This is a genomic window from Novosphingobium sp. LASN5T (assembly GCF_003856955.1).
Classification (GTDB): domain Bacteria; phylum Pseudomonadota; class Alphaproteobacteria; order Sphingomonadales; family Sphingomonadaceae; genus Novosphingobium.
This window is the reverse complement of the sequence record NZ_RQSI01000002.1, coordinates 117,762-141,086: the sequence shown is the minus strand read 5'-3', so window position 1 is coordinate 141,086 and position 23,325 is coordinate 117,762. Positions and strand designations below refer to the sequence as shown.

At 63.7% G+C, this 23,325-nt stretch carries 22 protein-coding genes; 15 read left to right on the top strand and 7 right to left on the bottom strand.

Features of this window, described 5'->3' with window-relative positions; genetic code table 11:
• The first annotated feature begins 108 nt into the window (after window positions 1–108).
• From EH199_RS03025 to EH199_RS02985, 9 genes are all read left to right on the top strand, one after another.
• Window positions 109–834 (top strand): response regulator, encoded by a 726-nt coding sequence (locus EH199_RS03025; RefSeq protein WP_124807778.1) that lies wholly within the window; start codon window positions 109–111, stop codon window positions 832–834.
• 5 nt (window positions 835–839) lie between these two features.
• Window positions 840–2,120, top strand: a complete 1,281-nt coding sequence (locus EH199_RS03020) for an ATP-binding protein (protein ID WP_223806441.1) — start codon at window positions 840–842, stop codon at window positions 2,118–2,120.
• Window positions 2,121–2,360: 240 nt separating this feature from the next.
• Entirely contained in the window at window positions 2,361–3,014 is a 654-nt protein-coding gene (locus tag EH199_RS03015) for an RraA family protein (protein ID WP_124807776.1), read from the top strand.
• On the top strand, window positions 3,011–4,021 hold the full coding sequence (locus EH199_RS03010; RefSeq protein ID WP_124807775.1) for an amidohydrolase family protein: 1,011 nt from the start codon (window positions 3,011–3,013) through the stop codon (window positions 4,019–4,021). The genes EH199_RS03015 and EH199_RS03010 overlap by 4 nt, the downstream gene beginning before the upstream one ends.
• A gap of 2 nt (window positions 4,022–4,023) precedes the next feature.
• Complete coding sequence (locus tag EH199_RS03005; RefSeq protein ID WP_124807774.1) at window positions 4,024–5,022, top strand: extradiol ring-cleavage dioxygenase; 999 nt, start codon at window positions 4,024–4,026, stop codon at window positions 5,020–5,022.
• Window positions 5,019–5,411 carry a RidA family protein gene (locus EH199_RS03000; RefSeq protein ID WP_124807773.1) on the top strand — a complete coding sequence of 131 codons (393 nt, stop codon included), beginning with the start codon at window positions 5,019–5,021 and terminating at the stop codon, window positions 5,409–5,411. Before EH199_RS03005 ends, EH199_RS03000 begins: the two co-directional genes overlap by 4 nt.
• 19 nt (window positions 5,412–5,430) lie before the next feature.
• Window positions 5,431–6,096 carry an RraA family protein gene (locus tag EH199_RS02995; protein ID WP_124807772.1) on the top strand — a complete coding sequence of 222 codons (666 nt, stop codon included), beginning with the start codon at window positions 5,431–5,433 and terminating at the stop codon, window positions 6,094–6,096.
• Window positions 6,093–6,749 (top strand): RraA family protein, encoded by a 657-nt coding sequence (locus EH199_RS02990; RefSeq protein ID WP_124807771.1) that lies wholly within the window; start codon window positions 6,093–6,095, stop codon window positions 6,747–6,749. Before EH199_RS02995 ends, EH199_RS02990 begins: the two co-directional genes overlap by 4 nt.
• A gap of 111 nt (window positions 6,750–6,860) precedes the next feature.
• A complete protein-coding gene (locus tag EH199_RS02985) occupies window positions 6,861–9,017 on the top strand; it encodes a TonB-dependent receptor (RefSeq protein ID WP_124807770.1) in 2,157 nt (718 codons plus the stop codon).
• 141 nt (window positions 9,018–9,158) lie between these two features.
• On the opposite strand, the gene EH199_RS02980 is transcribed toward EH199_RS02985, so the two are convergent.
• Entirely contained in the window at window positions 9,159–10,769 is a 1,611-nt protein-coding gene (locus EH199_RS02980; protein WP_124807769.1) for a long-chain-fatty-acid--CoA ligase, read from the bottom strand.
• 21 nt (window positions 10,770–10,790) lie between these two features.
• Window positions 10,791–12,011 (bottom strand): NAD(P)/FAD-dependent oxidoreductase, encoded by a 1,221-nt coding sequence (locus tag EH199_RS02975; RefSeq protein ID WP_190287099.1) that lies wholly within the window; start codon window positions 12,009–12,011, stop codon window positions 10,791–10,793.
• A gap of 191 nt (window positions 12,012–12,202) precedes the next feature.
• Between EH199_RS02975 and EH199_RS02970 the strand changes: the two genes are divergently transcribed.
• The 4 genes from EH199_RS02970 (at window position 12,203) to EH199_RS02955 (ending at window position 15,904) form a co-directional block, all read left to right on the top strand.
• Window positions 12,203–13,471: an MFS transporter gene (locus EH199_RS02970; protein WP_124807767.1), complete on the top strand. Its 1,269-nt coding sequence runs from the start codon at window positions 12,203–12,205 to the stop codon at window positions 13,469–13,471.
• 89 nt (window positions 13,472–13,560) lie between these two features.
• On the top strand, window positions 13,561–14,460 hold the full coding sequence (locus EH199_RS02965; protein ID WP_370449652.1) for an NADPH:quinone oxidoreductase family protein: 900 nt from the start codon (window positions 13,561–13,563) through the stop codon (window positions 14,458–14,460).
• Window positions 14,457–15,533: a phosphotransferase family protein gene (locus tag EH199_RS02960; RefSeq protein ID WP_124807766.1), complete on the top strand. Its 1,077-nt coding sequence runs from the start codon at window positions 14,457–14,459 to the stop codon at window positions 15,531–15,533. The genes EH199_RS02965 and EH199_RS02960 overlap by 4 nt, the downstream gene beginning before the upstream one ends.
• Window positions 15,530–15,904: a DUF6285 domain-containing protein gene (locus tag EH199_RS02955; RefSeq protein ID WP_124807765.1), complete on the top strand. Its 375-nt coding sequence runs from the start codon at window positions 15,530–15,532 to the stop codon at window positions 15,902–15,904. The genes EH199_RS02960 and EH199_RS02955 overlap by 4 nt, the downstream gene beginning before the upstream one ends.
• Before the next feature lie 14 nt (window positions 15,905–15,918).
• Here the strand turns inward: EH199_RS02955 and EH199_RS02950 are convergent, their stop codons facing one another.
• On the bottom strand, window positions 15,919–16,599 hold the full coding sequence (locus EH199_RS02950) for a TetR/AcrR family transcriptional regulator (RefSeq protein WP_124807764.1): 681 nt from the start codon (window positions 16,597–16,599) through the stop codon (window positions 15,919–15,921).
• Between the two features lie 271 nt (window positions 16,600–16,870).
• Here EH199_RS02950 and EH199_RS02945 point away from each other — a divergent pair, with 271 nt between their 5' ends.
• Window positions 16,871–18,109 carry a Rieske 2Fe-2S domain-containing protein gene (locus tag EH199_RS02945; protein ID WP_124807880.1) on the top strand — a complete coding sequence of 413 codons (1,239 nt, stop codon included), beginning with the start codon at window positions 16,871–16,873 and terminating at the stop codon, window positions 18,107–18,109.
• 19 nt (window positions 18,110–18,128) lie between these two features.
• Entirely contained in the window at window positions 18,129–18,449 is a 321-nt protein-coding gene (locus EH199_RS02940; RefSeq protein ID WP_124807763.1) for a non-heme iron oxygenase ferredoxin subunit, read from the top strand.
• 522 nt (window positions 18,450–18,971) lie between these two features.
• On the opposite strand, the gene EH199_RS02935 is transcribed toward EH199_RS02940, so the two are convergent.
• From EH199_RS02935 to EH199_RS02920, 4 genes are all read right to left on the bottom strand, one after another.
• Window positions 18,972–19,802 carry an alpha/beta fold hydrolase gene (locus EH199_RS02935; RefSeq protein WP_124807879.1) on the bottom strand — a complete coding sequence of 277 codons (831 nt, stop codon included), beginning with the start codon at window positions 19,800–19,802 and terminating at the stop codon, window positions 18,972–18,974.
• 286 nt (window positions 19,803–20,088) lie between these two features.
• Window positions 20,089–20,634 (bottom strand): carboxymuconolactone decarboxylase family protein, encoded by a 546-nt coding sequence (locus tag EH199_RS02930; protein WP_124807762.1) that lies wholly within the window; start codon window positions 20,632–20,634, stop codon window positions 20,089–20,091.
• 347 nt (window positions 20,635–20,981) lie between these two features.
• Window positions 20,982–21,827, bottom strand: coding sequence for an aldo/keto reductase (locus EH199_RS02925; RefSeq protein ID WP_223806440.1), 846 nt, complete (start codon window positions 21,825–21,827; stop codon window positions 20,982–20,984).
• An 11-nt stretch (window positions 21,828–21,838) separates the two neighbouring features.
• Complete coding sequence (locus tag EH199_RS02920; RefSeq protein ID WP_370449651.1) at window positions 21,839–23,317, bottom strand: aldehyde dehydrogenase family protein; 1,479 nt, start codon at window positions 23,315–23,317, stop codon at window positions 21,839–21,841.
• Window positions 23,318–23,325 lie beyond the last annotated feature (8 nt).

Genomic DNA, 23,325 nt, shown 5'->3' with positions numbered 1-23,325 from the left:
CGACGAAGCGCGATGATGCGGCAAGGCGTGACACGCACGGCGCGCTGTCACCATTTGTCACAGCTTGCGCGCTGGCGGCGGCCCGGCGGGAATGGCACAAGGCGGGGCATGAGCCACCGTTCGCCCCGCGTGCTTGTTGTCGACGACGATTCTGAACTGCGCGCGCTGCTGCAGCGTTTCCTGTCGGAGCATGGCTATGCCGTGCGCGCGGTGGACGGGGGCAAGGCAATGGACGCAGCGCTGCAACGCGAGCCGGCCGACGTCATCGTGCTCGATCTGATGATGCCGGGCGAGGATGGCCTGGCGGTGGTGCGCCGGCTGCGGGCTGCGGGCGATGCCACGCCGGTGATCATGCTCACTGCGCGCGGCGATCCGATCGACCGCGTGCTGGGGCTGGAGATGGGCGCGGACGATTACCTCGCCAAGCCGTTCCTGCCGCGCGAACTGGTAGCGCGGCTGGCCGCTATTTTGCGCCGGTTGGGGCCGGAGCGGACCATGACGCGTGACGAGGAGCAAGAGATCGGTCCGTTCCGCATCAACTTCTCCGCGATGACGGTCAGCCGCGACGGTGCGGTGCTGCCGTTGTCCTCGCGCGAATACGCGCTGTTCGCAGCACTGGCGCGCAGCGCCGGGCGGCCGCTCAGCCGGGCGCAACTGATCGAACGCGCGCTGGGGCGTGATGCGGAAGTGACCGACCGGGCCATCGACGTGCAGATCGTGCGCCTGCGCCGCGCGATCGGCGACGACGCGGCCGATCCGCGCCATGTGCGAACGGTATGGGGCGTCGGCTATGTGTTGACGGACGGCATGGCCGACCGGACGGCGGGGGGCTGAGGCGCGTGTTCCGGCGGCTGTTCCATCGCAACGTGGCGCTGCTGGTGGCAGTGGTGCTGGCGGGGCAACTGCTCGCCGGCTTTCTCGTCATGACGCTGGTGATCCGCCCGCAAGTGATCCGCGTCGCCGCCGTCACCGCTGACATGGTCACCGCGCTGTCGCAGGCGATGCGCGAAATGGACCCGGCTCGCCAGGCGGCGCTGATCGACGGGATCAACCGCGCGGGCAGCATGGCGGTGCGCCCGGCGGCGGACGTACCTTCGGACGGGCCGCGCTTTCCCACGATGGTCGAGCGGCAGTTCACGCTGACGCTCGCCTCGCGCCTGCACATGCAGGACGAACTCGTCTGGCGCACCGATACGGGTGGGCGGCTATGGTTCCTGCTGCGCATGGGGCAGCGCGATTACTGGGTCAGCATCACGCCACCGCGCCAGCGTGGGGCGCTGGCCAGCCTGATGCTCGCCTCGTTCGTGGCCTTCGTGATTGCGATCGCCTGCGGACTGGCGTTGCAGCGCCGGATCGACCGGCCGCTGCGACAACTGGCGCAAAGCGTCGATGGCTACCGCGCCGATGGAGCCCAGCCGCCTCTCGACGTCTCCGGTCCGGAGGAAGTGGCCGCCGTGGCGGGGGCGCTCAACCGCATGACCGCGCGGATCGCGGGTCAGGAAGCCGAGCGGGCGCTGATGCTGGCAGGGGTCAGCCATGACTTGCGCACGCCGTTGACGCGGCTGCGCCTCTCGCTGGAAATGCTGCGCGGGCAGGACGAGGAACTGGAGGAAACCGCGCTGCGGCAGGTTGACCGGATCGAGGCGATGCTGACCCAGTTCCTCGATTTCGGGCGGGGTTTCGAGAACGAGGCGCAGGTGCCGACCGACGTGGCCGGGCTGCTGGCGCGCGCGGTGGCGGATGCCGGGCTGGTGGGCACGGTCACGCCCGATGTCGCACCCGGGCTGACCTTCGCGCTGCGGCCGCAGGCGGTGGCGCGGGCCGTGGGCAACCTGCTGTCGAACGCGGCGCGTCACGGCGTGGCGCCGGTCATGATGAACGCTGCGGTGCAAGCGGGGGCGTTGCGGATCACGGTCAGCGATGCCGGCGCCGGCATCGCGCCGACCGCGGGCGAACAGATGCTGCGCCCCTTCGCCCGCGGCGATAGCGCGCGTGGCGGCGAGGGGACCGGGCTGGGCCTTGCCATCGTCAGCCGCGTGGCGGCCGCGCATGACGGCACGGTCACGTTCGGCCGCCACAACGGCCGCTTCGCGGTAACGCTGCTGCTGCGCGCAACCTGATCGGAACCGCATCGCGCGGGTGCCGCGGTGTCCGGCGCGCGGCGTCGAACTTCAAAAAACAAGGCGCGGCGGGCTCACCATCGCGCGCCCATTGGCATGAGCGCGTCGCGACGGCTGGCTGCGCGTTCGTAAAGGCCTGATCTGTAGCTAAATTTTACAACATATCCATCGGAGCCTTGCTAAACTATCCAAACGGTATAATAAAACTAAAAACATGAACCGAACGGAGAGGTTGAGTCGATGGCGGGATGGTCGTATCCGTTCGGAGCGGAATTGCTCGGCCGCGCGGCCGGGCTGGGGACCGCCTCGTTGCACGAAGCTGCCGGCAGGCGAGGGGCCCTACCTTTCGGTCTTAAGCCCCTTTCCGTATCTATGCTGCTTGCCGGACCCGCTTTTCCCGTACGCTCCCCGCGCGGTGATAATTTGTGGCTTCACCGTGCCATTGCGGAAGCGGAAGCCGGCGCGGTGCTCGTGGCCGATGTCGGCGCCGGCGAAGGTTACGGCCATTGGGGCGAGGTGATGGCCCGCGCCGCTGTGGCGCGGGGCCTTGCGGGCCTCGTGCTCACCGGAGGCATTCGCGACAGTCGCCAACTTGTGGAACTTGGCTTCCCGACTTTCTGCACCTCGGTCGCCATTCAGGGGACGGCGAAGGATTTCGGCGGCGATGGCGCGATCGGCGAGCCGGTTCGGCTGGGCGACGTCACTGTTCGCGCAGGCGACCTGATCGTTGGTGACGCCGATGGACTGTTTGCGATTCCGGCAGCGGAGGCGACCGCTGTCGTCGCCGCTGCCGAAGCGCGCGAAGCGGAAGAACGCACGATCTTTCGTCGTCTCGAAGCAGGCGAGACCACGCTCGACATATACCGACTTCGAAACGGAGCCATCCAAGCATGATCATCGACGCGCACGCGCACCTTGTCGCGCCCAATTCCTTTTACGCTCACCGCAGCAATCTGCTAGTGTCGGGCGGGCAATATGGCGATCATCTCAGCGCCATCGTCAGCGACAAGGATCTTGCTGCTTCCGCTGAGCAGAATGTCGCGATTATGGACGGTGTCGGGACCGACCTTCAATTGCTCTCGCCGCGGCCCTTCCTGATGGTGAACGGGACCGCGCGCTGGCATGACATCATTGACTGGACGGTCGATAGCAACCAGCTGATAGCCCGCACCGTCAAGATGCACCCGAGCCGCTTTCGCGGCGTTGGAGCCCTGCCGCAGCAAGCCGGACGTGACGTCACCTCGCTGTTCGATGAAATAGATCGCGTCGTGAATGACCTGGGCTTCGTCGGCGTCCTGCTGAACCCGGACCCGAGTGAGGGGATGAACGCAAGCCCGCCGCTTGGCGATCCCTATTGGTATCCCCTTTACGAGAAATTGTGCGAGCTCGACCTGCCCGCGCATATCCATTCGGGGCAGTGCTGCAACGGCCGCGAGACCTATGACGAGCATTTCATGGCGGAAGAAGGCCTTGCCATCACGTCCATCTATCGCGCTGGCGTGTTCGACCGCTTTCCCGATCTTAAGCTGATGATCAGCCATGGCGGTGGCCCGATCCCCTATCAGGTCGGTCGATGGCGCTCACACCGCGAAATGGCGCGAGCGGCCGGCCGCGTACCTCAGGATGCGCCGACGTTCGATGAAGTGCTGCGCAAATTCTGGTTCGATACGGTGCTGCATAACCCGGACTCGCTTGAACTGCTGTTCAAAACGGTTGGTCATGATCGCTGCTGCTTCGGGACCGAGCGCCCGGGCTCCGGCGGCGGGATAGACCCGGCCACCGGCCGCGCCTACGACGATATCAAGCCGCTCATCGAGGCGATCCCCGCGCTTGACGATGACGCCCGCACCGCGATTTTCGAAGGCAATGCCCGCCATCTCTTTGCGCGTCTGGATATCTAGGCATGGCGCGCATCGTTCTAGGGGCTGCGACATCGCACAGCCCGATGCTTACACTCGATGGCGAGGACTGGCACAACCGTGCGGCTGCCGATCTCCGCAATCCCCGGCTTAGCCTGGCAGACGGACAGCTCGTTGATTACGAAACCCTCGTCGCACTTCGCGGCGCTCCCTATGCCGAGGGGGTGACGCCCGAGACGTTCTGCGCCATCGCAGCGCGCTGTCAGGCGCATCTCGATCGATTGGCGGCTGAGATCGCCGAAGCCGATCCCGATGTAATCGTCGTGATCGGCGACGACCAGGAGGAGCTTTACGCCCCCGGCAACATGCCGGCGGTCGCGGTGTACTGGGGCGCCGAGATTATCACTCACAGCTTCGACGATGAACTGGCGCCCTGGCTCCAGAAGGTTGCCGAAGGCTATGGCATGGATGAAACCCATGTCTTTCCGGGGCATCCGGGCCTCGCGCTCGACATTATAGACGGGCTGATGGACCGCGAGGTCGATCTAGCGATCGCCGAGCAAGTAACCGATCCTGGGAAGTCGGGCTTCGGCCATGCCTTCGGTTTTCCGGCCGAGCGTCTGTTCGGACAGCGTCTCATTCCCATGGTGCCTGTACTTCTCAACACCTATTATCCCCCCAACGTTCCCCGGCCTGGCCGCTGCTTCGACATCGGTCGCAAGCTTCGCGAGGCGATTGAAGCGAGCCCGCTCGATCTCAAGGTGGCCGTTCTCGCCTCGGGTGGTCTCAGCCATTTCGTTGTCGAGGAAGCCCTCGATTGGCGCGTTATCGAGGGTCTAGCCGAACCGGACGGGACGATCCTGCGCAGTCTTCCGTTCGAGGCGCTCAAGGAGGGATCCTCGGAAATACTCAACTGGGTGATGACGGCTGGCGCGGTGAACCATTTTCCCCTTTCCTGGGTCGAATATGAACCGATCCGGCGAACTGCGGCCGGCACCGGGATCGGGTGTGGGTTCGCCGTCTGGAAAGACGGTGAATCATGAGCGGTCGGCGGAGCATCGCGGTGCCCGGCTTCAGCCATGGCGATCAGCCGATCCCGGCGGCGTCCCGCGTTGGCCCGCTCGTCGTTACCGGCGGGGTTTATGGTCTCGACCGGGCGCGCGGTACGATTCCCGACGATTCGGCTGCGCAGGTGCAACTCACCTTCGAAAATCTTGCGGCGATCATGGAAGCGGCGGGCGGCGATCTCGGCAGCATCGCGCGGATCACTTTTCATGTGAAGCACCCCTCCGTGCGAGCGGCGATCAACGCGGAATGGCTGCGGCATTTTCCCGATCCCGAAAGCCGTCCGGCGCGGCACACGCTGGCCAACGAAGGACTGGCGGCAAACATGCTTCTTCAATGTGACGCGATCGGCTGGATCGCGGACTGACACCGACAGGGCAGGATCGATGACGACGAGAGATTTCAAAACAAGGCTGCTGGCGCTCGATACCCCGACACTGTCCGATGCGCTCGATGCGCTCGGGCTTCCGGGCGCAATCCACGGTCTCCTCCCGCTAACGGCGCGTGCGCGTATTGCCGGTCGGGTGCGCACGGTGCGCCTTGGCGCTCCGGTCGCAGGGCGGCCGAAGGTTCATCTTGGCGCCGGCGCGATCGTGGCGGCAAAGGCAGGCGATATCATCGTTGTCGAGCATCGGGGACGTGTCGACGTATCGGGCTGGGGAGGCCTGCTATCGCGTGGCGCGATCGCGCGGGGCATCGAAGGCGTGATCGTCGACGGCGCGGTGCGCGATATCGACGAGGCGTCCGAACTTGGTTTCCCCGTTTATGCACGTGCCGGCGTGCCTGTCACCGCGCGCGGTCGTGTGGCCGAACTCGCGCATGGGGAGCCGATCACGGTTGCAGGCCTCGCGGTGAGGGAGGGGGACTGGGTTATCGCCGATGCGAGCGGCGTGGTGTTCCTGGCCGCGGATAGCCTCGAGAAAATTCTGGCGATGGCCGAGCGGATCTTCGCACGCGAACAAATGATGGCCCGCGACATCGCGGCTGGTGTGCCGATCGACGAAGTGATGGGCACCGATTACGAAGATATGCTCGCAGAGGATGCGCTATGAGCGGGGCCGACATTTCGACGCGGCTTCGCGCGGTCGGAACCACCGCGCTTTCCGACGCGCTTGATAAACTCGCCATCCCTGGACAGATTTTGGGCCTTGCACCCGTCGTTCGGACCATGGGCTTCGCCGGGCCTGCCTTCACCATCCAGATGCTCCCTGTGGGCATCACCGGCGGGAGTGTCGGCGACTATATAGATGACGTCGCCGCGGGCGAAGTCGTGCTGATCGCGAACGACGGCCGCATGGATGCGACTGTCTGGGGCGACATCCTGACCTTTGTCGCATCGACCAAGGGTGTTGCCGGCACCGTTATCGATGGCGTTTGCCGGGACAGTGATCGCTGCGTTGAGCTCGCCTATCCGGTGTTCGCGCGTGGCAGTACGATGCGAACGGGCAAGGACCGTGTAACCGCCCACGCGTTCAACGTCGCTGTCGAGGTCGCCTCGGTCCGGATCGAGCCGGGAGACTGGCTGGTCGGCGATGCCGATGGCGTTGTCGCGATCCCGAAGGACCGGGTCGCCGAGGTGGCCGAGATCGCTGAAAGGATCGAGGCGGTCGAGGAGCAGATCCGTGACCTTGTGCGCGGCGGGATGCGGCTCGACGAGGCGCGGCGGGCGCTCAACTACCATCTGCTCCAGACCCCGAATTCTTGAGCGAGGAAGCATGAGAAAGGTCGGTCTTATCCTATATCAAATTTACCATATGGAATATTCATAGATTAAAAATAGACTTTTTTGTGAAAATAATTGACAAGGGAGAGAGAGATGAAAATTTCGTTGGGACTGCTGGTCAGCGTGTCCATCGCGGGAATTGCGACGCCGGCGGCTGCGCAGTCGGATAGAACGAGCCCGGGCGACAGCGTGGCAGCGGCAGATGGCGGCGAAGACGCCATCGTGGTGACCGCGCTCAAGCGCAGCACGAATCTTCAGGATACCGCCGCGACCATTCAGGCCATCAGCGGCAACGAGGTGCAGGCCGCTCAGATCGTGGACGTCACCAATGTCGGCAGACTGGTTCCAAGCATGCAAATTTACACGAGTCCGCTCGGCAATCCCGCGCTCTTCCTTTACGGCATGGGGACGGCTGGTGCTGGCACGACGTTCGAACAGTCGGTAATGCCCTTCTTCAACGGCGTCGCTAACGGCCACGGCCGCTCGATGTTGATCGGCACCTACGATTTGCAGAGCATCGAAGTGGTGAAGGGGACGCAGGCCATCCTGGGCAAGAATGCGAGCTTGGGGGCCATCCTCGTCAACAGCCAGAAGCCGCGCAGCAAGTTCGAGGCGACCTTGACGGGCCGGTACGAGTTCGAACTGGATTCGGTCTATGGCGAGGGCATGGTCAACGTACCTGTGTCTGACAGCCTAAAGTTCCGCTTCGCCGGGCAATATCGTGACGACGGCGGTTGGATTCGCAATGCCACGCTCAACCGCGACGAAACCGCAATCAAGAGCTATAGTGGCCGAGCGTCGGCGCAGTGGACTCCCGCTTCCAACTTTACGCTCGACCTCGTCTATCAATACGATCATCGGAGCGCCAAAGGCAGTTCCTACGTTCCCGTATCTTTCGTGGCGCATCCCTTCCTCCCCACCGCGCCAGGCCGGACCAATTTCAGCGGCGCGACGGGTCCTTATGGTCCGACGGGAGACGAGTATCGGAGCCACCGTGTCAGCAGCACCGCTGTTCTCGACCTCGATGGCGTCACGATGACAGCGATCACGGGGTATCAGAAATATGACGCGGCAAGCTCGATCGATGCCGATCTGTTGCCGACGGCGCTCTTTGCGGCTCGCTTCGAGGAGCGCGACAGACTTTTCTCGCAGGAATTGCGTCTGGCTTCGGACGAAGGCGGTGCCTTCAACTGGCTGTTTGGTGGTTATTTCGGCCATGATAAATTCTCGACCCCGATTTTTGCGCGAACCGCGATCGGCAGTACCGATTTCGCCTTCGACCAGGTGACGAAAACGCTCTCGGCCTTCGCCAGTTCGAGTTACGCGCTGACCGATCAGTTCGAGCTTTCGGGGGGCGTCCGCGTTACCAGCGAGCAGAAACGGGCGGTTATCGGAAACACCCGCATTGTTGCCGGCCCCTATTCCAATTCCTCGCAGCCGCCGTTTCCTGCCACCCTCGTCAAGCGCGCCCGCACGACCGTGGATTATAGCGTTTCCGCCAAGTACGAGTTTAGCCCCGAGCTCATGGCTTATGTTTCCTATGGCCAGGGGACGAAATCGGGCGGCTTCAACAATCAGCCGAAACCGGCCCCGACGTATGAGGCGTTCCGTTCAGGCGCGCAGTTCAGCGAAGAAACCGCGCACACCCTTGAGGTCGGCGTGAAATATACCATTCCGGGTATTGGCTACGTGAACCTTTCCGGCTTCCGAGTTCGCGTCGATAATTTCCAGAATGCGGTCGCGGATGGCGCGCTGCTGATCTATCGCTCTCTCAATCAGCGATCGGACGGCTTTACGCTCGATGCAATGGTCCGCCCGATTGACGGCCTGAGCCTCAACGCCACCGTCACTTACGCCGACACGCATGACACATCGAACGATTTGCCACTGAGCTTTTCACCGAAATGGAGTGGCAATCTCGGTGCCACATATTCGCGTGATCTTGGGGGTGTGAGCCTGACGACAGGGGTGGATCTGGAATGGCGGAGTTCGCAATTCTACCGTCCGCCGAGCTCGTCCAATCCGCCGGCGAGCGAATTTCTCTATAACTTCGGGTCGGCGCAGCGTCTCAACGCCAGGGTTGCGCTCGGCTTCGCGGACGGACGCTACGAGGTTGCGCTTCTTGGCCGAAACCTCACAAACAACCTCATTATAGACAACGCCTACAACGCTCCGCCATTTTATACGGGCTATGCCGCGAGCATCGAGAAGCCGCGGACAATCGCGGCCCAGTTTACGTTGCGCTACTGATAACCTCGGACGCACTGCGAGGGAAACTGACGCCTCGGCCGTTTAGCGCGGCCGGGGCGTTTCATCGTGCGGCGATCGATGCGGTGGTGCGCAGCGGTCTGAAACGTGAAAGTCTGGGAACGGGCCTGTTGTCGGCTACCGCTAATTCACGCGGCGATCGAAACCCTGCCAATAGGGCTCGCGCAAATTCTTCTTCAATACCTTGCCCGAGGCATTGCGGGGCAGGGCATCGACGACGTCGATGCTTTTGGGCGCCTTGAACGCGGCAAGCGAGGCACGGGTGAAAGCGATCAATTCCGCCTCGTCGATCGCGCGTCCCGCTGTTGGGACAATAATGGCCTTTACGGCTTCACCCCATTTAGCGTCCGGCACGCCGATGACGGCGGCCTCCGCAACGGACGGATGCCCGTAGAGCACGGCTTCGACTTCGGCCGGGTAGACATTCTCGCCTCCGCTGCAGACCATGTCCTTCACCCGGTCGCAGATGAAGAGATAGCCGTCGTCATCGAGATAGCCCGCGTCGCCGGTCCGAAGCCAGTTCTCACTGTCCACGGTATGCGCTGTTGCCTCCGGGAGATGCCAGTATCCGTGCATGTTGGCGTCAGACCGGACCAAGATTTCACCGATTGCTCCCGCGGGCAGTATTCCGCCCGCGTCGTCGACGATCCGGATCTCGACTCCCGGCAGAGCCTTGCCTGCGGACATCATGCGCCGGTTGCCCTCCGGATCGTGATCCTCAGCGCCGAGAGCTACGACCGTGCCGGCAGTTTCGGTCATGCCATATTGCTGGACAAGCCCGGCCCCGATGACCTCGATCGCCTCCTTGAGCAGCGGCAACGGCATCGGCGAAGCGCCGTAGAGGATGTGGCGGACGCGGGAAAAGTCGGTCGTCTGCGCCTCGGGATGCCGCACAAGGATCTGCAGCGCCGTCGGCACGATGAAGAATTTGCTCACTCGCTCTTCGCGAATGCTCTCGAGCACGATCTCGGGCGAAAATTCCCGCACTACAAGACCGCTTGCCCCATGATAGAGTGACATCAGCCCGTAGCCCGTTCCGCCGATATGCGAGATGGGCATGGCTATCAGCGCGACTTCGTCGTCTCCCCACAGGTCCCACTCGATACCCGCTTCGGCGCAGCGGACGCGCATCGCGAAGATGTTGCGGGCGGTCAGCATCACGCCCTTGGGTCTGCCCGTCGTGCCCGACGTGTATAGCTGCAGAAAGACCGTGTCGGGCCGGTCGATCGGCGGGACTTCATGGTGCGCGCCGACATGTTCGATATAGTCGGCCAACCCCGCCGCGCGGCCCCCGCCGGGCAGCGTGGCGATCTTCTGCAGGAACGGCAGACGCAGGCCGACCAAGGCGGCAGTCTGTGCCATTTCCTCATCGGCGAACAGCAGCGTCGCGCCGGTGTCGGCGAGGATATATTCGATCTCGGGCTCGGCCAGGCGCCAGCTGACCGGTACCATCACCGCGCCGAGACGGGACGCGGCGTAGAGCAGCACAAAATAGGCCGGGTGGTTCTTGCCGAGATAGGCGATATGATGGCCTCCGCGGACACCGTCGGCGTGCAGGGCAGCCGCCGTCCTCCTCACCATGTCGGCAAGCGAGGCATAACTCAGGCTCTCGCCCTCGAATTTCAAGGCGGTCCGGTCGGGAGCGGCTTCGGCCTGGCGCGCGATCAAGCCGCTGACGGTCGGGATGGTTGCTGCGGACGGCGCGGAATCGGGGTGGGTGGGGGCGTATGTCATGACAATGTTCCTGCAGACAGTTCAACAGCCGGAGCTTGGACCGGGAGGTGGCGGCGATTTGAGCAGTAGCGCGAGGTCGTTACCTACAGCTGCCAGCGTGCCTGCATCGATCAGGTAGCCGCGCTGGAGCAGGCGCCGGACCACCTGCACGTCGCGCGGACGGTTGACCGCAACAAGGCCGGAAAGGCGGCCTTCGTCAAAATAGCACCAGCTTCCCTCGCCCCTCTCCGGAGTTGCGACCGCGACGCTTTCGGCTCCGGCGACCGTGCCGAGGATCTGCACATTAACATCATACTGATCCGACCAGAACCAGGCTGGCGATCGTTCGGGTCTCGGCAAGCCGAGGATCGCGGCGGCGGCGACCTCTGCCTGCTCATTGGCATTGGCCCAGGATTCGGTCCGCGATTTCGCGCCCCGCTCTTCGGCGACGTCGCCCGCAGCGAAGATGGCGGGATCACACGTCCGTCCATCGGCATCCACGAGGATTCCGGACGCGGTTTCGATCCCCGCCCGGGCCGCCAGATCGATATTGGGAAGCATACCGATTCCGACCAGCACAAGATCGGCGGGCAGCCGCTCTCCGCTGCCCAGCACAACCTCTTCCACGCAGCCGGTGCCTGCAATGGCGCTGAGAGTCTCGTTGCAACGGATATGGGTGCCTCGCGCGCGATGAAGTTCGAGAAGGAAGGTGGCCGGCGCCTCGGGCAGACCGCGCGTGCAAAGGCGCGGAGCAGCCTCGATAACGGTTACATCGAGCCCGGCCATTCGCGCCGAAGCCGCGACTTCGAGGCCGATCCAGCCGCCGCCAGCGACGACGAGCCGCCGCCCAGGCACGAGGCTCACCTTCAGACGAGAGGCATCAGCAAGCGTGCGCAGCGAAAACACGCCGTCAAGGTGCGCACCTGGTATGTTCAGGGCTCGCGCGCGCCCGCCCGTCGCAAGCACAAGATGATCCCAAGCCAGCACAGAGCCGCCTTCGGTTCGGACGCTGCGAGACGCGCGATCGACGGTGACCACCTTGTCGATAATCCAGGTGACGCCGAGGTCCGCCAGGTCGCTCGGCGATCCCAAATAGGCATCGTCAGCTGCCATGGATCCCAAGAGTATCCCTTTCGACAGCGGAGGCCGCTCATAGGGGGGATGAGGCTCCTCGCCGACAAGGGTAATGCGGTCGGCGAATCCATCGCGGCGTAGCGCCTTGGCGACCATCCAGCTTGCCTGCCCACCGCCGACGAGCAGCACGGAGGTGCCGGAGCCCCCAGTCGGCAGGTCGCTTGCCGCCGTCCCTTGACCAAGCATTGTCTCTCCCCATCGGTCAAAAATTATTCCGACATGATATGTTTGTTGGCATTAGACTATCCAAAAGGAAAATAATTGTCTAGATCGCTTCGCGTCATCGATCGAGCGAAACGGCTGCGACGAGGGGAGGCGATATGGCGCAGGGAGATGAGATGGGCGAGGGGGGCGCTGCCTACGGAGCGCTTGCCGTCCTGACCCTCGTTCTCGTTGTTTGCAATGTCGACCGTATGATCATAGCGATCCTGTTTGATCCTATAAAAACTGAATTCCAGCTTCAGGACTGGCAGCTGGGCATGCTGTCGGGGCTCGCATTCACCCTTTTCTATGGCTTCGGAAGCCTCGCGATCGCCCGTCTCGCCGAAACCCGAAACCGTGTCGCCATTCTCGCGGTGGCGCTCGCGATGTGGAGCGTGCTGACGATGATTTGCGGCCTCGTGACCTCCTATCTGCAACTCCTGTTTTTGCGCATGGGTATCGGATTGGCCGAGTCGGGTTGCCAGCCGGCCTCGCACAGCCTGATTTCGGATATCTTCGACGAGACGCGGCGTCCCTTCGCCACCGGCATCTACGCCGCCGGCGCCCTGGCTGGCGGTCTCGTTGCGCTTCCCCTTGGCGGGCTGCTTGCCGAAAAACACGGCTGGCGTGCCGCGCTGCTGATCGTGGGCGCGCCGGGACTGCTCCTGGTGCTGGCGCTTCGCCTGATGGTTCGCGATCCGCGCAACGCCGCAATCTCTGTGCCGCGCGCGCAAGAAAACGCCGGGGCGGCCTTTCGGGCCATTTTCGCGCAACGAGCCACGCGCAACACGATCCTGGGCGCCATCCTCTACGCCATGGCAAGCGCTGCCTTCCTGTCCTTTGGCCCCGCTTTTCTGATGCGCAAATTCTCGATTACAGCCGCCGAGGCTGGCCTCTATTTTGCCGTGCTGGCAGGCGTGCCCGCGATTGCGACCAATATCGCTGTTGGCTGGATAGCGAGCCGCCTTGCACGTCGGAACCGCGCCTGGCTGCAATGGATAGCGGTAATCGGGTGCGTAGCAGCTATCCCGGCGTCCGTGGTGCTCCTTCTTGCATCGACGCTCAAACTGGCGCTCGCCGGACTCGTTCTGCAGTCGAGCTTTTCGGTCTGCTGGCTCGGACCGTCGATTGCGGCGGTGCAGATCGCTGCCGGGGCCGAACGCCGCGCTACGGCGGCCGCCTGTCTTGTCGCCAGTTACACGGTCATCGGCTTTGGTTCTGGTCCGGTGCTGGCAGGCGCGATCAGCGATCTTCTCGAACCCTCGCTTGGCGCACGCGCGCTCGGTGGCGGACTGCTTGCCTTGCAACCTTTCGCCTTGTGGGCGGCGATCCATTTTCTTCGGGCGGCCGCAGCGCTGCGCCAGCCCGCAACCTTGAAGGAGGCATGATGCGCGCGCTTCTCAGCCGCACTCCCGGCGGACCCGACAGCTTGACCGTCGAAACCATCGACGATCCGGAATGCGGACCCGGCGATGTCGTGATCGACGTCCACGCCTGCGGCATCAATTACCCCGATCTTCTGCTGATCGAGGATAAGTATCAGTTCCGGCCGCAGCGGCCATTTGCACCCGGCGGCGAGGTCGCCGGCGTGATCCGGCGCGTCGGGGTGGCCGTAACCGATCACCGCGCGGGCGACCGCGTGATCGGCTTGACCGGTTGGAACGGCATGGCCGAGCAGGTCACCTGCCCGGCCGGTAAGTGCGTGCGACTGCCGGATGCCATGCCCTTCTCCGAAGGGGCAGCATTTCTGGGGACCTACGGCACATCCTACCATGCGTTGAAGCAACGTGCCGCTCTGAAGCGGGGAGAAAGCCTTCTCGTGCTGGGCGCGGCAGGCGGAGTCGGGATCGCGGCGGTCGAACTGGCGAAAGCCATGGGCGCTTACGTTGTCGCGGCTGCATCCAGCCCGCTCAAGGTCGCTTTTGCGCTTGGCAAGGGCGCGGACAGCGGCCTTGTTTATCCCTCGAAGGTCGACGATAGCCGGGCACTGGCAAGCCTGTTCCGCGAGGCAGCCCCCGCGTCCGGTTTCGATGTCGTCTACGATGGGGTCGGTGGCAGCTACGCCGAGGCCGCCTTCCGGTCGCTCGATTGGGGCGGTCGTCACCTTGTGGTCGGATTTCCGGCTGGCATTCCTGCTTTGCCGCTCAATCTGCCACTGCTCAAGGGCGCGTCGGCCATCGGTGTGTTCTACGGCGCGTTCACCGAGAAGGAACCAGCTGCATCCGCCGAGAATATCGAGGAACTGTTCACCTTGTACGGGGAAGGGCACATCCGCCCGGCAATCTCGGAGCTTGTCTCGCTGGAGGATGCGGCAGGCGCCCTAGTGCGTCTCGCGTCGCGCGAGGCGAAAGGCAAGCTCGTGGTGTGCTTGCGATGACCGGGCAGCCGGCGACAACGCGGGATAATGCGGCCGAGGCGGTGGCGGCGCTAGAGCAGGGAGCCTCCGCCGAGCAAGACAAGCTCGCGGCTTTGCTGAGCCCGCTCCTGGAGCGCGCCCGGCTAGGCGCACTCGATCGACACTCCTTGACCCGCCTTACAGGGGGGGCAAGCCAGCAAAGCTGGGCTTTTGTCGCGGCAGATGCCGCCGCCGAACGCCGTGCCTATGTTCTTCGCAGGCTTCCGGAAGATGCCCCGCTTCTCGATAATGCGATCGGCCCCGAATGCGAAGCCGCCGCGATCGCGGCGGCAAAGCGCGCCGGGGTTCCGGTACCCGCCGTGCGTCACGTGCTGGTGCCAAGCGACGGCCTCGGCCGGGGGTTCATATCCGAGCGGGTCGAAGGCGAGACGATTCCCCGTCGGATTCAGCGCGACCCGGCCTTCAGCGAAGTACGGCCACGCTTGGCGGCCGAGTGCGGCGCGATCCTCGCGCGGCTTCACCAGGCGGACATGCGGAGTGTCGCTGGCCTGCCGCACCTGCCCCCCCGTGCAAAGCTCGAACGGCTAAGGATGCTTTATCGCCGGCTCGCCTTCCGCCGCCCGGTCTTCGAAGCTGCGTTCCGCTGGCTGGAGGATAACATGCCGACCCATGACGCGACGCGCGGACCGGCGCTCGTGCACGGCGACTTTCGTCTTGGCAACCTGATCATCGACACGAACGGCGTCGCCGCCGTGCTCGACTGGGAGATGGCGCATGTCGGGGATCCTGCCGAGGATCTCGGGTGGCTTACGGTCAATAGCTGGCGCTTCGGAAATCGGTCCCTACCTGTCGGCGGTCTTGGCACCGAGGCGGATCTCCTTGCCGGATACATCCGGGAAGGCGGCGTGGAGATCGCGCCCGCAGATCTGGCATTCTGGCGGATATTCGGCTCGCTCAACTGGGGTATCGGCTGCATCGAGATGTCTCTTCCACAAGGGTCGGATGTACTTCCGAGCATCGAACGCGCGATGATCGGCCGGCGATCCTCAGAAGCCGAAATCGACATCCTCGACGAACTGTTGGTGCTGCAATGACCCATGACAGCCTCCCCGCCGTCCCCGATATTCTCGCGGCAGCTACCCGCTTCCTTCGCGACGATCTGTTGCCGAGATTGAGTGCCGGCGATGCGTTCAATGTTCGAGTGACGGTCAATGCGCTCGATCTTGTTGGCCGTGAAATCGCGCAGCGTGCTGTCGCCGAGGCAGCAGAGCAACGGCGCCTCGAAGCAGCGCTGGGTAGAAGCGGCCTCCTTGGCGAATTGCGCGATGACCTGTGCGACCTCATTGCGGCCGATGCGGATGCCTTGGGCAACCCGGAGGTGCGCGAGATCCTGCGGGAGACTACTCTCGACCGGCTCGCAATAGATCAGCCGGGCTACTCGGGCTACAGGGCGGCGCGCGGCTGATACGAGGGGCGGCTTCAATAGGGCTCAAGACTGGGCTGGTTGCGAAAGAACAGCCCAAGACATGTCTTCGCATGCATAGCCACAAAGTCGGGGTCGAACGGTGACCGGCCGAGCATTTTCTCGACCTCCGCCGACAGCATGAAGATGCGCGTCACCGTGCCGATGAAAAGATAATAAAGATATCGGGGCTCGCCATCCACGAAATGGCCCGTTTTCTGTGCGCCCTCGATCATCGTTTCCACGGCGGAAAAACCGCGGCTGAGCTGAGTTTCAAATAGCCATTCAAGCTGCGGGTTGGGTTTTGCCGCGACATTGCCCATGATCCAGGCAAACTCCGGGCACTCGGCCGAATAGCGTACGAAATCATCCATGTAGAGGTAGAGCTTGGTCGCGGCGCCAACCCCCCGAAGCCCGTCCAACCTTGACTGAAGCTGCTCGAACCGCTCGTGCGAGTAGAAGCGAAGCGTTTCCTGCCAGAGACCTTCCTTGCCCCCGAAGTGGTAAGTGACCAGGGTATGCTGGACACCGGCTGCAGCCGCTATCGACCGGGTGGCCGCACCATCGAAGCCCTTTGCGGCGAACTCTGCGCCCGCAGCACGGATAATGCGTTCGCGCGTTTCGACCGCCCGCTTTTGCTCACGCCGCTTGCGCGGGGCCCTGGCTTTTTCGGTCGCCGCGTCAAGGGCTATGCTCATATTGATCCAATCCGGTCCGTTCGCGACGGGTCACTTCGGGTTTTGGCCGCCGATCCGAGTCTAGGCCATTCCAGGTAAGGGGGTCAAGCTGACGAAAAGGGCGAGAAAACGGCCCTTCGATTGACGCTCTGCGACGGGAAGGTTGCATTAAAGTGATATTTTTGGTCGACGTAATATGTTGTTATTGACCTAACGGAAAAATTAAATAGAAGTTTGTTGGATGGTGATTTGCTACCGCGCACAAAGCGCTCGGGGCACGAGGGAGACGGAAATGCTGAGCAAAGAGCAGAATGAGCTGATGTGCTTGGTCGAGGGCGACGCTCCCATGGGCGGTATGCTGCGCAAGCATTTCTGGCTGCCTGCACTCCGCGCCGCGCGGCTTGAGGCCGACGGAGCGCCGGTCCGCGTGCGCCTGCTTGGCGAGAACTTTGTGGCTTTCCGGGCGACCGATGGCCGGGTCGGCTTTCTTGACGAAGCCTGCCCGCACCGCGGGGTAAGCCTGGCGCTGGGCGTCAACCGGGATTGCTCGCTCACCTGCATCTTTCACGGCTGGCGTTTCGGCGTCGACGGCAAAGTTCTCGAGGTCCCGACGGAAGGGGACAACAGCGCGGCTTTCGCCGCGACGGTGCCGCTCAAACATTATCCGGTGCGCGAGGCGGCTGGCATCATCTGGGTCTGGCTTGGAAGCGGCGAGGAGCCTGAATTCTGGAATCTGCCTTTCATGAACTTGGCGCCGGACCGTTACAGCGTCATGTGCCAGCCGCTCGACGCGAACTGGGTGCAGGGGGTCGAGGGGACGATCGATTCGTCCCACGTCGGCGTGCTTCACCAGAGCTGGATGCAGCAGGAGTGGGCCAAGGGCATGTCGTCGACGCGCAAGTCAACGGCGGTCGAATATGAATTCGAGGATCGGCCCTATGGCTACACGGCCTCGGCAACGCGCCATATCGGCGACGAGCAGAAGTATGTTCGCGTCACCGAGTTCGTGCTGCCCTGGTTCGGGATGATACCGCCCGAAAATCCTCCCTATGGCGATCGCACAGCGATCTTCGTCGCGCCGACCGACGATACTCACATGATGCAGTTCTTCGTGCGCTTCAATCCCTACACCGAGGCAGGGCTCGACGGCGCCCGAGCGCAGGTCGGCGATCCCGATGCCTTCGCACCGATCGGATCTGCCGAGGAGCATTGGGGCCAGGATCGGGAATTGATGAAGAAGGGCCATTGGACCGGATTTCGCCAGCTTGTCGCCGAGGATTTCGCAACGCAGGTCAGTCAGGGGCCGCTTGCCGATCGCGGAAAGGAATATCTCTCGTCGAGCGACCAGTTCGTGATCCGCGTACGCCGCGGCTTGTTGCGCGCGGTCCGGGAATATATCGACGGCAAGGTCCCAGCGTGCGCTCCGGGCGGCGGACTCGATTTTTCGCAGATCATGCCGCGCGCAGCCACCATCGCTGCGGATCAGCCGTGGCGTGCGATCACGTCCCCCAAGACACTCGAAGAAGCGTGACCCGATGGAACCGGATCTGATGAAGGGCTGGCAAAGAATTGCGGAAACCTCGGCAGTATCCGACGGGCGGCCCTTTTCGGGGACGATCGGCGGGATCAAGATCGGTGTTTTCGAAGTGAACGGCGAATATTTTGCCATCGACAATGTCTGCACGCACGCTTTCGCGCTTCTCACCAACGGTTTCCAGGAGGGGTGCCTCGTCGAATGCCCGCTGCATGCGGGCTTCTTCGACGTAAAGACTGGAAAGGCGCAGGGCGGCATCGTTGACAAGGACGTGCGCGTCTATCCGGTCAAGGTCGAAGGCGGCTGGATTTTTGTGGACGTTGCGCGTCAGGCCTGAGACCGTGTGGGGCAAAGTTGGTGTCGGTGCAGGGCGGCGATGGCAGGCGCCTGCCGCCCGGATCGGTGTTGCGGAACAAAGCTACTGCCGCCGGCGCAAGGATGCGGCGACCTGACGATGGGGCAGGCGTGGCGGATGGAGCAGCACCTCGGTATGGTTCGGCAAGGCATCGTATATACTTCCGCGTGATAGCCTCCGCGCCGAAACTAACGCATCATCATGGCATCGATCCGGAATCGATGCAGTGCCAACTCTCCCGATCCCGCTATTGGCACTCCCAGGGCCTGATGTGGTCCCAACCTTGTCGGGCGGCCCCGAAGCTCCCCCCCTCCTGGGGGCCGCCCGGCATTTTCCATCTCCGAGATCGGATTTCGAACGGGCCAGTATCGCCACCGAACGGCTGGAGCGCGACTTCGCCGCACGAAGGCATTTTATCTCAGGCCACAGCGCGCCGCGTGCGCGCGAAAAAGCCGCCCTCGTGATGAGAGCGGCCTTTCCGGCGCAGCGTTCCGGTTTCGGGGATCAGGCCTTGATAAAGGCCAGCATATCGGGATTGAGCACATCGGCGTGAACCGTCAGCATGCCGTGCGGAAAGCCCGGGTACACCTTCAGCTGGCCCTTGCGCAGCAACTTGATGGCAAGCTGCGCGGAATCCGCGATCGGGACAACCTGATCGTCATCGCCGTGCAGCACGAGCGTGGGAACGTCGATTGCCTGCAGGTCCTTGGTAAAATCGGTTTCCGAAAATGCCTTGATGCAATCGTAGTGCGCCTTGGCGCCGCCAATCATGCCTTGCCGCCACCAGTTCTGGATCGTGCCGGGATAGATTTTGGCCCCCGGGCGGTTGAAGCCGTAGAACGGACCACTCGCCACATCGAGGTAGAACTGCGCGCGGTTGGCTGCAAGCGCGGTGCGAAAGCCGTCGAATACCGACATCGGGGTGCCGCCGGGGTTATTGGCAGACTGTACCATGATCGGCGGGACGGCCCCGACGAGAATGGCCTTGGCAACGCGTCCTGGCTTGGCGCGGGCGACGTAGCGTGCCGCCTCTCCGCCGCCGGTCGAATGACCGATATGCACAGCGTTGCGCAGATCCAGGTGATCGGTCAGCGCGATGACATCGGCCACGTAAGTGTCCATGTCGTTGCCCGTATCGGTCTGGGTGGAGCGGCCGTGGCCGCGGCGATCATGGGCGATCACCCGATAGCCCTGGGCCAGGAAGTAGAGCATCTGGGCGTCCCAGTCGTCCGCACTGAGCGGCCAGCCGTGGTGAAACACAATCGGCTGCGCGCCTTTCGGGCCCCAGTCCTTGAAGAAGATTTCCGTGCCGTCTGCGACCTTGATCGTTCCCATGGTCATGTGTCCTTTTGATGCGGCGTCTTGGAGTACGGCCGCCATTGCGGGATCAGGAAATAGCGCGAGCCCGAGTGAGAGGGCTGCCCCGCCTACCACCTGGCGACGGGAGAGTTCGAAATCGGATTGGCTCATGACGCGTCAGCCTTCGTGTTCCGTTGGAGCAAGTGCCGCGGCGGCGGCGTCCGCTGCGTGTAAACGAACCACACGATGCAGCCGCAGCGCAATCACACGAGAGTATAGGGCGGCTTTCGCCGTTCGTCCGCCGCCCTGGCCATGTACCTTTTCAGGCGGCTGCGTTGGCGGTGATCGCCGGAAAGTCGACGTCGGTCTGCGCCACGTTGTTGATGAGATTGGTGAGGAAGTTCTTGGCGACGTTGGCCACGATCTCCAGGATCTGGGCATCACCATAACCCGCCGCGCGCAGTTGCGCCAGGTCGTCATCGCCAACCTTGCCGCGCGTTTCCGCGACACGCCGGGCGAAATGCAGCGCGGCGGCAAGCTTGTCGTCCGCTGCCTCCCCGCGCTTCGCCGCCGCGATATCGGCCTCCGAGAGACGGGCGAAGGTGTGCCCGGTATAGGTATGGGCGGCGGTGCAATATTCGCACCCGTTGACGGCCGCCGTGGCAAGGGCGATCCCTTCGCGGGTCTTCAGATCGAGCGTCTTGCCGAGCGCACCGTCGAAGGCGCCGTGGGCGGCAAGGACGGCCGGGCTGTTGGCCAGCACGGCAAAGAAGTTCGGGGTGAAGCCGAGCTGCTTGTGCACGGCATCGAGCGTCGGCTGGGCGGCTGCAGGGGCTTGGTCACGGCTGGTGATGGCAATGCGGGACATCTTCATTCTCCGTTGTGGGGAAGGTGGGTGGCCGGGGCGGTTTAGCGCCCCGGCTGGTGGAACTGTTCGGCCAAGGGTGTGGCCGATGCCGGATGTCCGCCGGTGATCAAAATGGTGTTGCCGGCCGGGTCCATGGGCCTTGTTCCCGAATGTGGTGGCGCTGGGTTTACACCGCAGCAGGTCCGAACAGGGCCAGTCTGAACCGAACTGCAGGGGTGGAACAGGCCTGCGATGGTTTGTCTTTCCCGTCCCTTGGTAGGGGGAGCAGGCTGTAAGAAGCCTCTTCTGGAAAACGCGACGGCTTTCAGCCTCGCGGCTTGCGGCAACGCTAGTAATGGGTCCTTACCTTAGCGGTAAGTGGCCTCAAGCTTGGCGAACTCGTCGTCGCTCAGCACGATATGCAGTGCCCGAGCATTTTCTTCGAGGTGCGCCACGCTCCCGGTGCCCGGGATGGGCAAGATGACGGGACTGCGACGCAGCAGCCAGGCGAGGGCAATTTGGCCCGGCGTCGCCGCATGTGCCTGCGCGATAACGGCAAGGGCGGAGCCCGGCCCGGTCAGCGCCCCTGCCGCGAGCGGAAACCATGGAATGAATCCAATCGCGTGGCGCGTGCAATAATCCAGCACACTTTCGCTCGAGCGATCGGAAAGATTGAAGCGGTTCTGCACGGTCGCGACCGAAAAGACCCGTTGCGCCGCCTCGATCTCCGCAACTGTTACCTGACTGAGCCCGGCATGGCGGATGATCCCTTCGTCGATCATGGCACGAACGGCGCCAAACTGCTCGTCACGCGGTACGCTGGGATCAATCCGGTGCAGTTGCCACAGATCGATCTGCTCTACGCCAAGATGCGTCAGGCTCCTGCGCGCCTGGGCGATGAGATAGTCGGGATCGCCGTGCGGCATCCACGCATCGGGGCCGGGCCTGCGGAGCCCGGCCTTGGTGGCGATGTGCATGCCGGGGGCGTAAGGATGCAGGGCTTCACGGATCAGCGGTTCGGAAACATCCGGCCCGTAACTGTCCGCCGTATCGATCAGGTTGATGCCCAGTTCGGGCACCCGGCGGAGCGTGGCGAGGGCTGCTTCCCGGTCGGTGGGCTGCCCCCATATGCCTGGCCCGGTGAGACGCATGGCGCCGAAGCCTAGCCGGCTTACCTCAAGTTCGCCGCCGATCCGAAACGTTGTGTTGTCCATCGCCGATCCCCTCATTCCGCCAGAATGGCGTTGAGAACACGCAACTGGGTGACGTCTTCCATGCCCGGAAGGCCGTTCTGGAGACCTATGCCCGATTGCTTGGCGCCGCCGAACGGAACGTCCAGGGGCAGTGCCATGTGCTGGTTCACCCAGATGGTGCCGGTCTGGATGCGGCTGGCCACGGCCATGGCCCGGTCCGTGTCTGTACCCCAGATGGTGCCGCCCAACCCGAAGTCGCTGGCGTTGGCCGCGGCCACCGCTTCGTCCACATGCTCGTAGGCCAGGACCGGGAGAACCGGGCCGAACTGTTCCTCCTGAACCAGCCGCGCCTGCTCGGGCAGACCGGTGACGATTGCCGGGCGGATGAAGTAGCCCTGACCGGTGGCGTCGCCGCCGGTCAGGAATCGGCCGCCCTGCGCGCGAGCGGACGCGATCACGTCCAGCACCTTGTCGAACTGCATGCGGTTTTGCAGCGGGCCCATGGTGGTGGAAGGGTCCATACCATCGCCCAGAACCGCCGCAGCGGCCCGTTCGGCAAGGGCCGCTGCGAGATCGGCTGCATGCCGGCGCGGGGCGTAGACGCGCTTGGTGGCAAAGCAGACCTGGCCTGCATTGATGAAGGCTGCGGCAAAGATGCGGTCTGCAACCTTGGCGATGTCGGCGTCGTCCAGCACGATGGCTGCGTCGTTGCCGCCGAGTTCCAGGGTAAAGCGCTTCAGCGTGTCGGCGGCCGACGCCAGCACCTTTTTGCCGGTCGGCGTCGAGCCGGTGAAGCTGACGTGGGCGACGTCGGGATGGCTGGTCAGCAGAGGGCCGAGGTCATTGGCATCCACCAGGGTCTGGAAGACGCCGGCGGGGAAAATTTCGGCAGCCAGCTGGCCGAGGAGAAGGGTCGAAAGCGGCGTGGTGGGGGCGGGCTTGGCGATCACCGTGTTCCCGGTAATCAGCGCTGGCCCAAGCTTGAACGAGAGCAGCGTCATCGGCCGGTTCCACGGCATGATAGCGACCAGCACCCCATGCGCGTAGCGTTGTTCGACGATGCGCTGTCCGGGAGTTTCGAGCAGCACGCGGTCGGCCAGAGACTGCGTGGCGAAGTGCGCGATGGCATCGCGCGCGCGGCCCACCTCGAAGCGGCAATCTGCAATCGGGCCGCCGCGTTCACGGGTCAGGGTTGCTGCAATGGAATCGAGGTTGGCGGTGATCGCCTCGGCAAACCGTTCAAGGTACGGCCTGCGGCCTTCGTAACCCAAGGCTTCCCAGGCGGGTTGAGCGCGCTTGGCGGCCTGTATGGCAGCTTCGGCCTGAGCGGCACTGGCGCGCGGCGACTGCGCGAAGGGCTGGGCCATCGTCGGATCGATGACGTTGATGGTATCGGTGCCGTCGACCAGTGCGCCGTCGATCAGGAGGTGGTAAGGCATGGGGCAATTCCTTGGTGGCGCCGCCGTTGGCGACGGGACGTCTTGGTCGCCACCATGATCGGGTGCCGGCATTCGGCACA

Bases quoted from the DNA above. Each gene is read 5' to 3' on its own strand.
- EH199_RS03005 (WP_124807774.1), top strand. From the start codon at position 4,024: ATGGCGCGCATCGTTCTAGGGGCTGCGACATCGCACAGCCCGATGCTT.
- EH199_RS02955 (WP_124807765.1), top strand. From the start codon at position 15,530: ATGACCCATGACAGCCTCCCCGCCGTCCCCGATATTCTCGCGGCAGCT.
- EH199_RS03000 (WP_124807773.1), top strand. From the start codon at position 5,019: ATGAGCGGTCGGCGGAGCATCGCGGTGCCCGGCTTCAGCCATGGCGAT.
- EH199_RS02925 (WP_223806440.1), bottom strand. From the start codon at position 21,827: ATGGACAACACAACGTTTCGGATCGGCGGCGAACTTGAGGTAAGCCGG.
- EH199_RS02985 (WP_124807770.1), top strand. From the start codon at position 6,861: ATGAAAATTTCGTTGGGACTGCTGGTCAGCGTGTCCATCGCGGGAATT.
- EH199_RS03025 (WP_124807778.1), top strand. From the start codon at position 109: ATGAGCCACCGTTCGCCCCGCGTGCTTGTTGTCGACGACGATTCTGAA.
- EH199_RS02960 (WP_124807766.1), top strand. From the start codon at position 14,457: ATGACCGGGCAGCCGGCGACAACGCGGGATAATGCGGCCGAGGCGGTG.
- EH199_RS02990 (WP_124807771.1), top strand. From the start codon at position 6,093: ATGAGCGGGGCCGACATTTCGACGCGGCTTCGCGCGGTCGGAACCACC.
- EH199_RS03015 (WP_124807776.1), top strand. From the start codon at position 2,361: ATGGCGGGATGGTCGTATCCGTTCGGAGCGGAATTGCTCGGCCGCGCG.
- EH199_RS02920 (WP_370449651.1), bottom strand. From the start codon at position 23,317: ATGCCGGCACCCGATCATGGTGGCGACCAAGACGTCCCGTCGCCAACG.
- EH199_RS02935 (WP_124807879.1), bottom strand. From the start codon at position 19,802: ATGGGAACGATCAAGGTCGCAGACGGCACGGAAATCTTCTTCAAGGAC.
- EH199_RS02950 (WP_124807764.1), bottom strand. From the start codon at position 16,599: ATGAGCATAGCCCTTGACGCGGCGACCGAAAAAGCCAGGGCCCCGCGC.
- EH199_RS02995 (WP_124807772.1), top strand. From the start codon at position 5,431: ATGACGACGAGAGATTTCAAAACAAGGCTGCTGGCGCTCGATACCCCG.
- EH199_RS02940 (WP_124807763.1), top strand. From the start codon at position 18,129: ATGAAGGGCTGGCAAAGAATTGCGGAAACCTCGGCAGTATCCGACGGG.
- EH199_RS02980 (WP_124807769.1), bottom strand. From the start codon at position 10,769: ATGACATACGCCCCCACCCACCCCGATTCCGCGCCGTCCGCAGCAACC.
- EH199_RS02930 (WP_124807762.1), bottom strand. From the start codon at position 20,634: ATGTCCCGCATTGCCATCACCAGCCGTGACCAAGCCCCTGCAGCCGCC.
- EH199_RS02970 (WP_124807767.1), top strand. From the start codon at position 12,203: ATGGCGCAGGGAGATGAGATGGGCGAGGGGGGCGCTGCCTACGGAGCG.
- EH199_RS02945 (WP_124807880.1), top strand. From the start codon at position 16,871: ATGCTGAGCAAAGAGCAGAATGAGCTGATGTGCTTGGTCGAGGGCGAC.
- EH199_RS03010 (WP_124807775.1), top strand. From the start codon at position 3,011: ATGATCATCGACGCGCACGCGCACCTTGTCGCGCCCAATTCCTTTTAC.